We start from the raw sequence: 14,716 nt of genomic DNA, 5'->3' as shown, positions 1-14,716 counted from the left end.
TTTAAAGCCCCACGTATTTTTTTTGAATCGTCTTTTCGATCAAACGAAGAAGTTTTTCACGAACCGTGGTCGGATTAAAATTTCGTTCCACGTATCTCTTTCCGTTTTCGCCCATCACGGTCGATTCTTGAGGATGATCGAGAATGTAGTCGAGAGTCGCGAAAAAACTTTTTCGATCCGAATAAAAAAGTCCGCCGTTGCTCCGAAGACAATGCCCTTTGAGAACGTCCGATTTTCCGTTTACAAGAACCGGTTTTCCCTTCAACCAAGCTTCCATCAAAACTATAGAAAAACTTTCCATAGGCGAAGAATTGACCAAACACGCGCAACTTTCGAGCAGTTCGAGTTTGACGGCTTCGTCCACAAAACCTAAGAATTTTATATTCTGATTTTCTAATATTTTGTTCGGAATTTTGGAGTTGATCTTGCCTACGATTCTAAGTTTATGCGGAAGTTTCGTGTTCTTTTTCCATTCCGCGAACCATTCCGCCATTTCGAGAAAACCCTTTCCCTGATCCACACGGCCTACATAAAGTAAGAATGGTGTTTCTTCGGAACCGGACGAATTCGTTTTGCCGATCGTGGGATCCGAATTTTTTGAGGATTTGTTCGTATAACGATCCAGATTCAGGTTCATTCCCGTAATCGAATACGTGCTCGGTTTAAACCCGAGAATATTTTGAAACACTTCCAATTCTTCCGGAGTATTGAACGAATACGAACTTTGGTCCGTTAGAACTTCCTTATATACGGGAAGATAAGCGGGGGCTTCGTCATGGAACGTGGGAACGACGATCGATTTTTCCGCGACCAACGGAGTTCCGAAAACCAACGGATAATAAAGATAACTCACGAAGAAAAAAACGTCGAACTCGCTTTTACGAGATTCTATGAACTGAACCAACTCGGGCACGTAAGGGCCTTGTTCTTGGAGCCAATGATTTACGTTTTCCTTATTTTGAAGGGAAGGTTCTTCCAAAATTTTTTTGGAAAGCCGATCGAACCGTTCTATGTTTCTTTGTTTTTCAACGGTGAACTGAAGGACCTTATACTTTCCGCCGAGAGAAGAATTTCTTTCCTCAAAAAGAATCGGCTTGGAAGGATTTGCGGATTCTTGAAAGAAATTTTTTTCGGTAAGAGGAATCGAATTTTTCCAAGTGATATAATCCAGACTTCGAGTCGTCAAAACCGTGATCTCGAAATCGGCCGCCAACAATTCCACGAATTGAAAGATGAGTTTTTCGGAACCGCCGGAAACCTTGTCCGAAAAAATCGGAGAAACGACCGCGATCTTTTTAAGAGAGGGTTTCAACCGTTTTCCTAAGAACTGATTTCGAATCCGTCATTTTGAATTCTTCCAGACGCAGATCCTGGCCTTTCAGAATTTGATCCTTAAAGGAAGAATCGGTCAAAATCTTATTTATGAGAATCGCGAGATCCGGAAATTTTTTTTCCCGAAAAAGAACGCCGGCTCCGTTTAAGGTTTCGGGGACCGCGCCTCCGGCAAAAGCGAGAATGGGAATTCTATGCACCATAGCTTCGATCAAAGGAACGCCGAAGCCCTCGTGTTCGCTCATTGAAACGAATACGTCCGCCTCTTGATAGAGATTGTTGAGTTCGTTGTCCGAAAGAAAACCTGTGATCAAAACGTTCTTTCTAAGATCGTAAAAATCCAACATCCTTTCGAGTTCTTCGCGATAAAGATACAGTTCCCTCGAATTGAAACCCGCCAGATAAAACTGAAACTCGTCCGAGAACATGGATTTATACGCGTAAGCAAGTCGAATCAAATCGTCTTGTCTTTTGTTCGGAGTGATTCTTCCCACGAAAAGAATCTTTTTGATCGGCGTTTCGGTTTTTTCAATCTTAGGAAAATTTTCGGACAATTGATACGTGATGGGAAGAATTCCCACATTCTGAAATCCTAATTCTTCCAATTCTTTTTGATTGAATTTTGAAACGGCAAAGACGAGATCGAATCTGTCTCTCATCTCCGTCAATTCTTCCCTTCCCTTTTTCAAAAGATAGCTCATCTTTAAGTCGTAGGGTTCGAAAAAATGATGCGGAGTAACATTATGATAAATTAATATTCGAGGCGATCTGAAACTTCTCAAAAAGTTGAAAACCCCCGAATGGATCGAATGATGATAGAATAAAACGTCCTTTGAGGATTTGCCGTAGGCCTTGTATTTTTTTACGAAAGGAAGTTTCGACGCGCCTATGTTTTCGGAAAATATATCTCCTTTATATTCTAAATCCTTTAAGTGATTGCGAATCTCCAACATTTCGTTGCTGATCGCGTCGCCCGGATTAAAGCCCGCCGAAAATTGTTGAATCTGTCTCATGCCAGAATTTTCTCTTTAAAAAGATTCTCGAACGGATACGCATTGTATTGTTTTACGATTTCCTTTTCGTTTTCGGAAATCTGTTCGCGTAACGTTTTCTTTTCAAGAAGGTTGTCGATCAAACCTGCGAGTAGATTCATTGCCGAATCGGATTTGTTCTTAAAAAGAATTCCTCCGGTTTTCATGGTTTCCGGCGTCGCACCCGCGTGATACGAAATCGTGGGAATACCGGCGCCGAACGCCTCCAAAACGGGAATGTTGAATCCTTCGTGTTCGCTCATACAAACGTAAAGATCCATTGAGTTTAGAAAATTCTCCATTTCGGAATCGTTCGCGTTCAAACGAATTTGAACGTTTCCGGTCAAACGTTTGCGAAGAATGGTCTTCTTTAGGAAATTATAATATTCTTCGAAAACGGAAGGAACACTTCCGCAGATCAGAAGCTGGACGTTTTGTCTGAATTTCAAAACCGACTCGAGTAAAGAAAGAAGGTCTTCCATCTTTTTATTCGGAGAAACTCTTCCGATAAATCCGATCGTGAATTCGCGTTTGTCTTTTATGCTTTTTTCCCGGATCGAATATTTTTTTACGATGGGAAGAACGAGCGCGTTCGAAATTCCGAGCGACTGCAAAAAGTTCGCGTTGAATTCGGAAGAAGGCAAAAACAAATCGGTTTCGTTTTTAAGGGAATACAATTCGAGCAAGGATCGTTTTTCTTCGAGCTGAAGAGTGTTGTATATTTCGGAACTTACGAAATTCTTAAAGTAGATCGACGGCGTAAAACTCTGATAACGAACGATTTTTTTTCCGGGAAGATCGCGAAACCAATCCAGAGGATAACCGCAACCGCCGTAGTTGAGAATGTGCACGTCGTTTTTTGAAAAGTTGGAAACATCGGGATGTGTTTCGATCGAAAACGATTCTTTTGAAAAATTTTTTAAACAGACGACGGAGTTTGCAACTCCCAAGTTTTCGAGAACGTTTCGAATTCCTTTGATGTCGTTTCCGATTCCGTCGCCGTCCCTAAATTCGGTGACGTGCTGATACACTTTCATTTTCGAAAAGAAAGAACGGTGAAACCGTCTTCCGATTTTTTTTCTATGATGTTTCTAAAACCCAGTTGTTTGAGATAATCTCGGATCAACGGCTCTTGGATTTTCGTAAGTCTCAAAGGCAAAAACGGAGAAGGGTAATTCGAATTCTCGTTGGAAAAACGAAAACGGATTTCGGTTCCCGAAGACGCTCGAAGGCTCAAAGTTCGAAGGGCTTTTTCAATCAGCCAATGAGGATGGATCGATAAATTTTCGGATATTATAATTTTAGAATATTCTGAACAATCCTTCGGGATCGCTCCGGGTTCTTCCAGACGAATGTTCGTCGTCACGGAACCGGAAATGAATTCGACGCAGGATCGATTCCAACTGATCGAATCGAACTGAGAACCCAACTTCAGAAGTTGTTTGAGAATTCTTCCCCAACCCGGAGATAAAACCAAAACTTTTTCGGAAGGATTGATCGACTCCAACAGGAAGTTCTCGCTTTCCTCTATGGAATTTTCCGAGTAAAGATTTTCGTTGGCCCAAAGAAATTCGGGTCTGACTTCTTTTCCGATGGCTTGGTTCCATTCCAAAAATTCGGAATAAAAGGATTCCATCTTTCGTTTTAGATTTTGATTTTCGGAACGGATCAAAATGAGTTCGTGCAACACGCTGTAGAAGGCGCGAGTTCTGTTTTCGGAAAGTTTCTTATCCAAAAAAGAATAGAATTCGGAGAACCGAATCAAAAGCCATTTGAGAGGTCCGCGTACGAACCAAAGTTTCGGATTGGAAAACTTGGGAGGAGAAATCCCTTTCTCGAAAAGATGCGCGATTTCCGCCGGATCAAAATCCCGATAACCTTCCGGGCTCGGCGGTGAAAATTTCCAATGAGTGCGTTTCTCTATATCTTCTTTTGTGGAAGGATTTTTTTTGAGCTTGGCTTCGATTTCTTCCATGATCTCGCGGATGTTGATCCGAGAATCTCTGATTTCGAATAGTTCCTGAAATTTATCTTCCATGCTCAAAAGGGGAGAGAATTTTATTCGATTGTTTTTTATTCATTTTCTAAAACAACAGTATTTTTACGGAAAACAAAGAATTCTATGAAGTGTTTGATAACGGGGGCGGCGGGGTTCGTAGGCGGTTACCTTCTGAAGGAACTGAAACAATCCTATACCGAATTTTTAGGAATCGGAGTCGTGCCCGGACCGAATGTAGAAGAAGATTCCGAACTTCCTAAATCGTATCGTTCTTCCGTATGCGACATACGCGATCTTGAGCAGGTCCGAAAGATCATTCATGAATTCGCGCCCGATACGGTTTTCCATCTCGCGGCACAACCATTCGTTCCCAGAGCCGTGGAAGATCCGGGCGAAACCTTGGACATCAACGTACACGGAACGTTGAATATATTAGAATCTTTGCGTTCTTTGAAAAAGAAGGTTCGTTTTGTTTACATCTCCTCTTCGGATGTTTACGGTAACGTTCCCGAATCGGTTCTTCCAGTTCAAGAATCGGTCGTTCCTGCTCCTTTAAATCCGTATTCTTCCTCGAAGTCCTGCGCGGAAATTTATTGCCTTCAGTATCATCGATGGATTCCCGAACTCGAAGTTGTGATTGCAAGACCGTTCAATCACACGGGTCCGAAACAAAATCCTAATTTTGTAATTCCTAATTTTTGTTCTCAGGTTTTGGAAGCTCTTAAAAAATCCGAATCGGAAAGAAGAATTTTAGTCGGGGATCTTTCTTCCACGAGAGATTTTTTGGATGTGAGAGACGTTGTGCGCGCTTATCGAATCCTTTCCGAAAAGGGAAAACCCGGAGAAATTTACAATATCTGCTCCGGTAAAGAAGTTGTGATCCGAGATGTGTTGGATAATATCATTTCCGTTTCGGGTCAAACGATTCCGGTTGAAGTGGATCCTTCTCGTTTTCGTCCGGCCGAGATGAAACGTCTTTTCGGAGACAGCGGAAAACTTAGACAACTCGGTTGGGAGCCGCAGTTCGGTTTAACCGATACGGTTCGCGACGTTTACAAGTGGATTTCAACTTTGTCGTAACTCCTACAACTTTGTAGTAAAACTTTTGCGGCCCCGCCCGCGTTTAGGGTGGAGGGGTGGGTGGTGGGAAGACCCAGACAAATCCTCCATATCAGAAAATCATACTTTACGCAAGTAAAATCCTGACCCACAATCTTTGTCGTAACTCCTACAATCTCCGAATATAATAAAACTCTAAAGCACCGAACCTTTCCAAGTTTTAACCCCGCTTCCTTCGATCGGAAACGGATCGCCCAAATATTTCGGATTGGTTTTGAAAAGATTCATATCAACCCAAGCCAGGGTCCGCGCAAAAAATTCTCGGAATCGACTGAACGGTCCGCTTGTATAAATTCTTCGATCGGATTCGAAGGCCTGAAATTTCAAACCGATCTTTTTCGCCAAAAACGCGGCACGGGGTTGATACACTCTTTGGCTGACAAAGATCAAATCCTTGACCTGAAAGATTTCCTTCGCTCTTACCAATGTGTCTAACGTTCTGAAACCTGCGTGATCGACGAAGATGTCTTTTTCGTTTACTTCATTCTTAAGAATGTAGAGCAACATCGGCTTCACTTCGTTGTAGTAAATGGAACCGTTGTCGCCCGATAGGAGAATTTTTCTTACTTTGCCTTGATGATACAATTCCAGAGCGCAATCCAAACGGTCCTTTAAGACGGCGGAAGGTTCGTTTTTATAAACCGAGGCGCCTGGAACGACCGCGACCATTGCAGGTCTCGCGGATCTATAATTCTGATATTTTTCGGTGTGGAGATACGATTCTTCGAAGCTAAAATCGATCGCGATCGGCGCCGCGAGAATCAAACAAAGAATTAAAAAAGCTCGGGTATAAAATTTCGATTTTTTGAGAAAATTTAGGCTAAACACGAAATCCGGAATCCGTCAAAATCAGGAAGGTTTTTTTTCCGGCTTACAAGCCAAATTCAAACGAGAAAGTCCTTTTTTTCTTTCCAACGAATCGGAATCGGGAAAATTTTTAGAAATAGGAAACAAACCATTGCAGTACGGGTCTTATCGATTGAGCAAATACCTCATGAATCTCCTGAATTCATTTGTCAGAATTACTGTCGCCGGTTGCGTCCTAGCTCCGGCGGGTATTTTTTCCCAGGAATTGATGGGGCTTCGTTCCGGCGCAGATTCTAACAATCCGCCACCGATGCGACAGTTGGCGCCCATTCGCCAGCTCAGAAGTTTCGGTCTCGTATTCGGAAACGTGGACGTAGTCCGAGAACGTTTTTCTCTTTCCGAAAAACAATTGGATGAAATTTCCAAGATCAACGAGAAACACAAACACGAACATTTTAGATGGCTTCAAAAAATTTCCCCGATCGAGATCGAACTCGAAGGACTTTTGATGGAACCTAACGTTGATTTGACGAAAATCCGCAGGCTTTTGGTCGAGATCGGAAAATACACCGCCGAAATTCGGATCAATCAAATTTCACATCGTCTTGCTATCGAAAAAATACTGACCCAGGATCAAAAATCCAAAATCAAAGAACCTTCCGCTCCACCGGAGCCCGGATTCCCCGTGAATCTTTTTTCTCCGGAGAGAATCATCCTTCCTATACAAGGAATCTTACACTGAGGTATCAATGGACCAGAAAGAATTTACCGAATTGATCGATTCGACAAAACACATCGTACTTTCGGCGATTAAAAAGAATTTATTCGAGGAATTTCACGATTCCATCGACGACGTGGTGCAAGAAACGTATTTCCGAGCGTACAAAAGTTTATCCGCGAATAAGTTCCGCGGAGATTCTTCCGTAAGCACTTGGCTTTATACGATCGCAAGAAACGAATCTTTGAGAATGAATCAAAAAAGATCCAGACAAACCGCGCTTGCAAGCAAGCTGAAAGAGAAGGTCATCTTGGACAACTCGATTCAAGAAAAAGAGGCGGTCTCCGTCAGTTTCACCGATTTTGAATTGAAAGATCTATTGGCTATGCTTCCTTGGAAGTACAAATCGGTTTTGAGTCTTGTGGGCGAAGGCTACAAGGAACAACAGATCGCCGAAAAGCTGAGTATTCCCGAGGGGACCGTAAAGTCTAGGGCCTTCCGAGGAAAACAAATGTTAAAGAAAATTTTCGTAGATAAGTGAGAGATAGGATCAAGCCAGTATGAAATCGAACGGATTCGACAAAGATATCTCGGACAGACTTTGCAGTAAGGTTTGGAGTTCTAAGATCTGCGACGCGGTTTATAAAAAACGTCGCTGGAGAATGGTTCAATTAGCGCTGATCACTTTCTTATCCGCGTTCTTTTCCAGCTCCATCGTTTGGTTGACTTTTTTTGAAAATCAAGGATCCGCGATCGCGCGTAACGAATTGCATTCCTGGGTACAGGAACAAATTTACGGAGCGACCGTGGAAGCTCAAACCAAGGTATTGCAAAATTCCTTCTACAAAGAAGAATCTATGTCGAACGATCCAGTGTCCTTGGATGTGGATACTTTGATCGAGGCTTCTCTGGATCGGAGATAAAACGGTATATTAAAGAATTCTAAAATTCTTCGTTCAAACCTATAAATAAAGCGGAACGCGATTTTGCCGTTCCGCATTCGAGTGTCTCGGCTGGAATATCCGGTTTTCCGGAAATAAAACTAAACTTGTAGAATCCCAATGTTTACCTTGAATTCCAGTCGTTCCCCTAAAAAGGACGCCCCTAAAATCAAAACCCCTCCCGGTTCTTACGGTTTTTTTGCGCTTCGTCATTTGCCGAGAATGCGCAGAGATATCATCGGATTTTTCGAGGACATGAAAAAGAAACACGGAGACGTGGTTCTTTTCGGAATCCGAAGAACCAGAATCTTTATGATTCAAAGCCCGGAAGACGTGCGTCACGTTCTTCAGGAGAACAGTTCCAATTATCATAAGAGCGTATTCTACCGCGAACTCAAACGTGTTTTGGGAAAAGGTCTTTTGACTTCCGAGGGCGACTTTTGGAAAAAACAAAGAAGACTGATTCAACCCGCGTTTCATAGACAAAGAATATCAGAATTTACTCATATTATGGCCGACGAAACCGCCAATCTTTTCAAGGAATGGGATTCGAAAGAAAAGAACAAAACTCTTCGAGTCGATCTTTCGGAAGAGATGATGAAACTTACGTTCGCGATCGTGGGAAAAACCCTCTTTCGATCCGATGTAAAAGAATATTCCGAAATCATAGCGAAGAACGTGGAAACTGCGATGGAAGAATTGACCAAACGATTGACGATGGTTTTTCCTCCTCCGGTTCATTGGCCTTTGCCCGGAAATCGAAGACTTTTAAATTCGATCGACGCGATGAACGAGGTCATCTACGAACTCATCGAGCAGAGAAGAAAAAATTCTTCCAATGATTTGATCAGTATGTTGTTGGAAATTCAAGACGAAGAAACAGGCGAGAAGATGAGTCTCGAACAAGTGAGAGACGAAGCGATCACTCTTTTGCTCGCGGGTCATGAGACGACGGCTAACGCGTTGACTTGGGCCTTTCATCTTTTATCCAATCACCCTGAAATCTATTCCAAACTCAAAGAGGAATCGAAGAGGGTTCTCGGAGATAAAATTCCTTCCCTTGAGGACGTAGGTTCGCTCACCTATTCAAGAATGGTTTTGGAAGAATCGATGCGTTTGTTCCCTCCCGCTTGGACGGTGGAACGTTCCGCGCTCGGACCGGATACGGTCGGTGGCTATCACGTTCCAACCGGAACCAACGTTTCGATTTGTATCTATTCGATTCACAGGGACCCGAGATTTTGGAAGGAACCGGAAAAGTTTTGGCCGGAACGATTCTCCGAAGAAAACTCAAAAGATAGACCGAAGTATGCATACATTCCTTTCGGAGGCGGTCCGAGAATCTGCATCGGAAACGTATTTGCGATGACCGAAGGAATTCTAATCCTAAGTATGATCGCTCGAAAATACGATTTAAAGCCCGTCCCTGGTCATAAGGTCGAATTGGAACCTTTAGTCACATTAAGACCCAAGTACGGAATGTTAATGGATCTGGTTTCCACTTGACCTATACTTCACTGGAATAGACTCTTTATTTGGAGTCTATTCCCATGGAAAAAGAAATCCGCAAACGTATAGATAAAGTTAAGGAGAAGGGTCACCAGCGCCTGACCGTTCTTCTCATTCCTCACGGTTTTGATAAATCTTTTCATTTTCAAATTTCTGTTTTTACGATCGTCTTTTTATTCGGGCTTCTGGCTTCCATTTTAGGAATCGCGGTTTTCGGAATCGTAAAATACAACAATACAAGAAAGCAGATCAACGCTTTGGCTCAGGTTTACGGAAAGTATTTCGACGAGTATATCGAATACTCCGAACAACTCGAAGGTGTTCAGGATGATTTTCTCGCGTTAACGGAGAATTTAGAGGAGATCTATTCTCTCATCGACGGACAAGGCGACGAGATGTTGAAACTTCCGGACGAATCCGACATAGAAACGATCGCGCTCACGGAACTCAAAACCGAAGAAGCGGCCGATAAGGATTTGATGTTGGGAAGAAGTTATCTTTCCGAAATTTACGGTTATCGTACTGCCCGCGTTTATATGGACAAACATCGTCCGTTGATGGATAGCGTTTATGATTTTCTAAATCTCAGATACGACGTGATGGATGCGATTCCTTTCGGGGAGCCTTTGTATTCTTACAATCTCACGTCTTACTTCGGAACGAGACGTTCGCCTACGACCGGTTATATGGAATACCACGACGGTATCGATCTTGCGAACGTTCCCGGAACTCCGATCTATGCGACGGGTAACGGAAGAATTCATCGTGTGATTTATTCCAATCGCGGTTATGGAAATCATATCGTGATCCAACACGCGAACGGTTACTTTTCCCTTTTCGGTCACTGTACGAAAATTTTCGTAAGGGACGGACAACAGATTCGAAAAGGAAATCTGATCGCGACCGTAGGTTCCACCGGAAACGTAACCGGCCCTCACTTGCACTATGAAGTTTGGATCGGAGAATCCAATCGAACCGATCCGATGGACTATCTCAAAGTCCCCGTTTATTGATTTCAATCCGGAGTCGATATGCCAAAGAAAAAAGACGATTCTAAAAAAACTCTTTCGGAGAAAGAGGCTAAGGAAGCAATCGCCAAACTCTCCGACGAGATCCGCAATCATCAGTATTTATACTACGTTAAAAATCAGGCGAAGATCTCCGATTACGACTTCGATCAGTTGTTTCGGAAACTTCAGGATTTAGAGGAAGAATTTCCGAAGTTTAAGGACCCGGCCAGTCCTACGTTGGTTGTCGGTTCGGATTTGGACAAGGACTTCGAAAAATTCCAACATAAACTTCCCGTATTGTCTTTGATCAACACGTACAACGACGACGAACTCTTGGATTGGGTCAATAAGACCGATCCCGAAGGGCTTTATTCCGTGGAATGGAAAATCGACGGAGCCTCCATCGTATTGTATTATGAAAATGGAATACTCCAAAACGGGGTCACACGCGGGTCCGGGGGAATCGGGGACGACGTAACCGATAATATTCGCACGATTCGTAATATACCTTTGCGTTTGCCGGAACCGATCACCGTGTATCTTCGAGGCGAGGTTTTTATGACCTTTAAGGACTTCGAAGAATTCAACGAACTTTCTTCGGGGAAATATGCCAATCCGCGCAACTTGTCGGCGGGATCGATCAAACAAAAAAATTCTACGGATACGGCAAAACGTCCTCTTCGAATTTTTACATACGACGCGACGTTTCCCGATGTGGCCAAAAAGTTCAAAACACATCAGGAAATTCTAAACAAGCTCGAAAAACTTACCTTCCCGGTCCCGCCTGACACCGTTTTTGCGACCGGACCTAAGATCGCAAAGACGATCCAGGATTTTAAAAAGAAAAAGGATAAGCTCGGATTTCCCACGGACGGACTCGTCATCAAACTCAACGACGTTTCCAAACGGGACGCGCTCGGTTATACTTCTCATTCTCCTCGTTGGGCGAGAGCGTATAAGTTCGACGCGGTGATGAAGGAAAGTAAGATCGTAGACATCACGTATGCGGTCGGTCGTACGGGAAAGATCACTCCAAGAGCGGAGATAGAACCGGTAAGTCTTGCGGGAACCACCGTAACGTTTGCGACTCTTCACAATCAGGATTACATAGACGAACTCGGAGTCGGAATCGGAGCGATCGTAAGAGTCGCTAAGCGGGGAGAAATCATTCCTGCAGTGGAAGAAGTTGTTACGCCCGGTAAAGACGTGTTTCAAATTCCCGATCGTTGTCCTTCGTGCAAAACGAAGACGATCAAAAAAGAAAGTCTTGTGGATTTATTTTGTCCGAACCCGGATTGTCCCGATCGAGTTAAGAACGGAATCATCTTCTATTGCCAAAGAAAACAAATGGACATCGAAGGACTCGGAGATAAACAAATCGAATTCTTATACGATCACGATTATATAAAATCCGTAGCCGATCTTTATGAACTCAAAAACAAAAAAGATAAGCTGATGGAAGAAGAAGGTTTCGGAGAAAAAAGCGTAGCGATCATTCTCGGAGGAATCGAACAATCCAAACAAAAGGATTTTCGTTTTGTTCTTCCTTCGATCGGGCTTTCCGAACTCGGACATAAGGTCACCGAATTGTTAATCGAACACGGCATCGATTCGATGGACGAGATTCTTTCCATATCCAAGGATAAAAACAAAATCGATTCTCTTTTGGAAATTCCGGGAATCGGACCTTCCACGGTTCAGGCGTTTCAGGAGAATTTTTCCGATAAGAGAATTCTAAAACTCATCGATCGTCTTAAAAAATCCGGACTCAAGATGAAAGCCGATCCGGTAAAAGTCGCGGATCAACAACCCTTCGCCGATCAATCTTGGTGTGTTACGGGTTCGTTTGAAAACTTTCAACCCAGAGACAAGGCTATGGATCTGATCGTTTATTACGGCGGCAGAAAGGTGAGCGCGGTAAGTTCCAAAACGACTCATTTGTTGGCGGGACCGGGTGCAGGATCTAAATTAGAAAAAGCGAATGAACTTGGAATCGCCGTCTATGACGAAAAACAATTCTTGGATTTGTTGAAGTCTTTCAAGATCGATTTTAAAAATCCGATTTAGAATTTTTTGAATCCCCCAACTACGTATCAATCGAATCGTATTCTTGGCCCAACACAGCCATAGGATCCAGATTACTTATATTCGACTTATAACTCTTTGCCGTTCTGCTTCGACCTTTCCTTTTTCTTCAACGAACGTCGTTTAATTATGAACAAATGTTTATTTATTTGCGATGAACGAAGATTCATTTCTTTTCGATTTAATCCAACATTCTAAAAATAACTTGATCGAGTGAATTCCGATTCTATTCTTTCTGCCGAAAGAGATGTTTCTTTTGAGGAAAGCATTTGAAAGCCGAGTTTAAGTATTTATACGACTTTTTAGAAAGTTCAGCGAAACGATTTCCGGAAAAGGAAACTTTTTGCAAACGAACGGAAAACGGAATTCAGGGAAGAACCTTCGCAAGGTTGAAAGAACAAGTCGACGAGATGACCGCGGGTTTGATCGAAGAAGGAATTACGAAAGAAGATAAGATTCTTTATTTGTGCGATTCGAGCGTGAACTGGTTCTTAGCGGATTTGGCGATCATCAGTTCCGGCGCGGTTTGTGTTCCTCGAGGCACTGATGTAGTCGACGAGGATATTTTATACATCGTAAATCATTCCGAAAGCAGATACGCGGTCGTTCAAAAAGAAAAAGATAAACAAAAGCTCGTCGCGCTTGCTTCTAAAATTCCAAGCATCCAAAAAATATTCGTATTGGAGGACGATCAGGGAGAATTAAAATCGGGACCTGAAAGTGTTTCGAGTTTGATTCAATCGGGAAGAGAATATCTCAAAAAAAATCCGAACGCGATTCGTACTCGTTTGAACGAAAAATCCCCGGATGAACTCGCGACTTTGATCTATACATCGGGAACGACCGGCGCCCCGAAGGGAGTTATGCTCAATCAATCCGGTTGGATCTCCGCTGTGGAAAAGGTGATCGGTTTCGTCGGATTGACTTCGAAAGATTCCGGCGTAAGTTTGCTTCCCCCTTGGCACGCGTTCGAACGAGCTATCGAATACTGCACAGTCGCACTGGGAGTTACATTCTTAGTTTCTAATATTACGTCTTTGAGAGATGATCTGAAGGAGTTCCGTCCGACTCTGTTTCCATCCGTCCCGAGAATTTGGGAATCTCTCTACAACGGGATCATGACAAAGGTTTCGAAAGAATCCGCGTTCAAACGAAACTTATTCCATTTCTTTTTAAAAGTAGGAATGATCTGGTCGCATAACAAATCGATTCTGTTCGGTTACGACTTTCAATTGGAAAAACCTTCCTGGTTCTCTCAACTTTTCAAAAGAAAGATCGCCTTGATAAAACTCATTTTGTTATCTCCTTTAAAGTTAGGCGCGATCGGAATTTTTCAATCCGTTCACAAAGCTCTCGGAGGAAAACTCAGAGTTTCTGTTTCTGCGGGGAGCGCGCTTCCGAGTGTGGTAGATAAATTCTTATCCGCAATCGGTTTGATCGTGTTGGAAGGTTACGGAATGACGGAGACTTCCGCCGTTACTTCAATTCGAGATCCGAATCGACCTTCTTCCGGAACCGTGGGAATTCCCGTGGAAGGATACGAATATCGTTTGAAGGACGAAAAAGGAAGTATAGTTTTAAACGGACATTCTCAAAAGGGGACTCTTTGGCTAAAGTCGAAACAAATTTTGATGGGTTATTACAAACGACCAGAACTCAACGAAGTCGTTTTCGATAAGGAAGGTTTTTTCGACACGGGCGATATCATGCGTATCAACTACAGGGGAGAACTTTCCTTTGCGGGCCGAGCGAAAGACACGATCGTACTTGCCGGTGGTGAGAACGTCGAACCGGTTCCGATCGAGGATCAGTTGTTAAATTCTCCGTTTATCAATCAGGTGATGGTTACGGGACATGAAAGCAAACATCTTGTGGTTTTAATCGTTCCGGATTTTGATAGAATGAAAAACGAGATCGAAGGTCTTCCCGAAGATCCGAAACTCTGGAATCAAAATTCGAAGGTGCGTGAAATTTTTAAGAACGAAATCTCTTCGCGCGTTTCACGCAAAGGAGGCTTTAAGGCGTTCGAGTTGATTCCTCAAAACGCGTTTTATATCGTTCCTCGTCCTTTCGATCCCGATCGTGAAATGACGCGAACCTTAAAGATAAAACGAAATGAAATATTAGAAAATTTTAAAAAAGAAGTAACGGAGTTAATCAAGTAA

General features: G+C 42.9%; 13 protein-coding genes. 8 read left to right on the top strand and 5 right to left on the bottom strand.

What is annotated here, in order from left to right; all coding sequences use genetic code 11:
- Position 1 precedes the first annotated feature (1 nt).
- From CH367_RS13055 to CH367_RS13040, 4 genes are read right to left on the bottom strand one after another with little or no spacing between them, the layout of a single operon-like run.
- Positions 2 to 1,312: a glycosyltransferase family 4 protein gene (locus CH367_RS13055; protein WP_100762937.1), complete on the bottom strand. Its 1,311-nt coding sequence runs from the start codon at positions 1,310 to 1,312 to the stop codon at positions 2 to 4.
- Positions 1,296 to 2,345 carry a glycosyltransferase family 4 protein gene (locus CH367_RS13050; RefSeq protein WP_100762936.1) on the bottom strand — a complete coding sequence of 350 codons (1,050 nt, stop codon included), beginning with the start codon at positions 2,343 to 2,345 and terminating at the stop codon, positions 1,296 to 1,298. The genes CH367_RS13055 and CH367_RS13050 overlap by 17 nt, the downstream gene beginning before the upstream one ends.
- Positions 2,342 to 3,400, bottom strand: coding sequence for a glycosyltransferase family 4 protein (locus CH367_RS13045; protein WP_100762935.1), 1,059 nt, complete (start codon positions 3,398 to 3,400; stop codon positions 2,342 to 2,344). The genes CH367_RS13050 and CH367_RS13045 overlap by 4 nt, the downstream gene beginning before the upstream one ends.
- Positions 3,397 to 4,401: an LIC_10202 family protein gene (locus CH367_RS13040; protein ID WP_100762934.1), complete on the bottom strand. Its 1,005-nt coding sequence runs from the start codon at positions 4,399 to 4,401 to the stop codon at positions 3,397 to 3,399. The genes CH367_RS13045 and CH367_RS13040 overlap by 4 nt, the downstream gene beginning before the upstream one ends.
- An 84-nt stretch (positions 4,402 to 4,485) precedes the next feature.
- Here CH367_RS13040 and CH367_RS13035 point away from each other — a divergent pair, with 84 nt between their 5' ends.
- Entirely contained in the window at positions 4,486 to 5,442 is a 957-nt protein-coding gene (locus CH367_RS13035; protein ID WP_100762933.1) for a GDP-mannose 4,6-dehydratase, read from the top strand.
- A gap of 174 nt (positions 5,443 to 5,616) precedes the next feature.
- Here CH367_RS13035 and CH367_RS13030 read toward each other — a convergent pair whose 3' ends face one another.
- Positions 5,617 to 6,309, bottom strand: a complete 693-nt coding sequence (locus CH367_RS13030) for a SanA/YdcF family protein (RefSeq protein WP_100762932.1) — start codon at positions 6,307 to 6,309, stop codon at positions 5,617 to 5,619.
- Between the two features lie 166 nt (positions 6,310 to 6,475).
- Here CH367_RS13030 and CH367_RS13025 point away from each other — a divergent pair, with 166 nt between their 5' ends.
- The 7 genes from CH367_RS13025 (at position 6,476) to CH367_RS12995 (ending at position 14,716) form a co-directional block, all read left to right on the top strand.
- Positions 6,476 to 7,030, top strand: coding sequence for a Spy/CpxP family protein refolding chaperone (locus CH367_RS13025; protein ID WP_100763032.1), 555 nt, complete (start codon positions 6,476 to 6,478; stop codon positions 7,028 to 7,030).
- Positions 7,031 to 7,037: 7 nt separating this feature from the next.
- On the top strand, positions 7,038 to 7,547 hold the full coding sequence (locus CH367_RS13020) for an RNA polymerase sigma factor (RefSeq protein ID WP_100762931.1): 510 nt from the start codon (positions 7,038 to 7,040) through the stop codon (positions 7,545 to 7,547).
- A gap of 19 nt (positions 7,548 to 7,566) precedes the next feature.
- Positions 7,567 to 7,929, top strand: coding sequence for a hypothetical protein (locus CH367_RS13015; RefSeq protein ID WP_100762930.1), 363 nt, complete (start codon positions 7,567 to 7,569; stop codon positions 7,927 to 7,929).
- Between the two features lie 138 nt (positions 7,930 to 8,067).
- Positions 8,068 to 9,453, top strand: a complete 1,386-nt coding sequence (locus CH367_RS13010; RefSeq protein WP_100762929.1) for a cytochrome P450 — start codon at positions 8,068 to 8,070, stop codon at positions 9,451 to 9,453.
- Positions 9,454 to 9,497: 44 nt separating this feature from the next.
- Positions 9,498 to 10,469 carry a M23 family metallopeptidase gene (locus tag CH367_RS13005; protein WP_100762928.1) on the top strand — a complete coding sequence of 324 codons (972 nt, stop codon included), beginning with the start codon at positions 9,498 to 9,500 and terminating at the stop codon, positions 10,467 to 10,469.
- Positions 10,470 to 10,487: 18 nt separating this feature from the next.
- Complete coding sequence (gene ligA, locus CH367_RS13000) at positions 10,488 to 12,533, top strand: NAD-dependent DNA ligase LigA (RefSeq protein ID WP_100762927.1); 2,046 nt, start codon at positions 10,488 to 10,490, stop codon at positions 12,531 to 12,533.
- A 287-nt stretch (positions 12,534 to 12,820) separates the two neighbouring features.
- On the top strand, positions 12,821 to 14,716 hold the full coding sequence (locus tag CH367_RS12995) for an AMP-dependent synthetase/ligase (RefSeq protein WP_100762926.1): 1,896 nt from the start codon (positions 12,821 to 12,823) through the stop codon (positions 14,714 to 14,716).

The sequence above is a fragment of the Leptospira barantonii genome (genome assembly GCF_002811925.1).
GTDB classification, from domain to species: Bacteria; Spirochaetota; Leptospiria; order Leptospirales; family Leptospiraceae; genus Leptospira; species Leptospira barantonii.
This window is presented reverse-complemented; position numbering and strand designations above follow the sequence as displayed.

Excerpts from the sequence above, each read along its gene's own strand:
- CH367_RS13025 (WP_100763032.1), top strand. The coding sequence starts at position 6,476 with ATGAATCTCCTGAATTCATTTGTCAGAATTACTGTCGCCGGTTGCGTC.
- ligA (WP_100762927.1), top strand. The coding sequence starts at position 10,488 with ATGCCAAAGAAAAAAGACGATTCTAAAAAAACTCTTTCGGAGAAAGAG.
- CH367_RS13005 (WP_100762928.1), top strand. The coding sequence starts at position 9,498 with ATGGAAAAAGAAATCCGCAAACGTATAGATAAAGTTAAGGAGAAGGGT.
- CH367_RS13040 (WP_100762934.1), bottom strand. The coding sequence starts at position 4,401 with ATGGAAGATAAATTTCAGGAACTATTCGAAATCAGAGATTCTCGGATC.
- CH367_RS13035 (WP_100762933.1), top strand. The coding sequence starts at position 4,486 with ATGAAGTGTTTGATAACGGGGGCGGCGGGGTTCGTAGGCGGTTACCTT.
- CH367_RS13045 (WP_100762935.1), bottom strand. The coding sequence starts at position 3,400 with ATGAAAGTGTATCAGCACGTCACCGAATTTAGGGACGGCGACGGAATC.
- CH367_RS13020 (WP_100762931.1), top strand. The coding sequence starts at position 7,038 with ATGGACCAGAAAGAATTTACCGAATTGATCGATTCGACAAAACACATC.
- CH367_RS13010 (WP_100762929.1), top strand. The coding sequence starts at position 8,068 with ATGTTTACCTTGAATTCCAGTCGTTCCCCTAAAAAGGACGCCCCTAAA.
- CH367_RS13015 (WP_100762930.1), top strand. The coding sequence starts at position 7,567 with ATGAAATCGAACGGATTCGACAAAGATATCTCGGACAGACTTTGCAGT.
- CH367_RS13050 (WP_100762936.1), bottom strand. The coding sequence starts at position 2,345 with ATGAGACAGATTCAACAATTTTCGGCGGGCTTTAATCCGGGCGACGCG.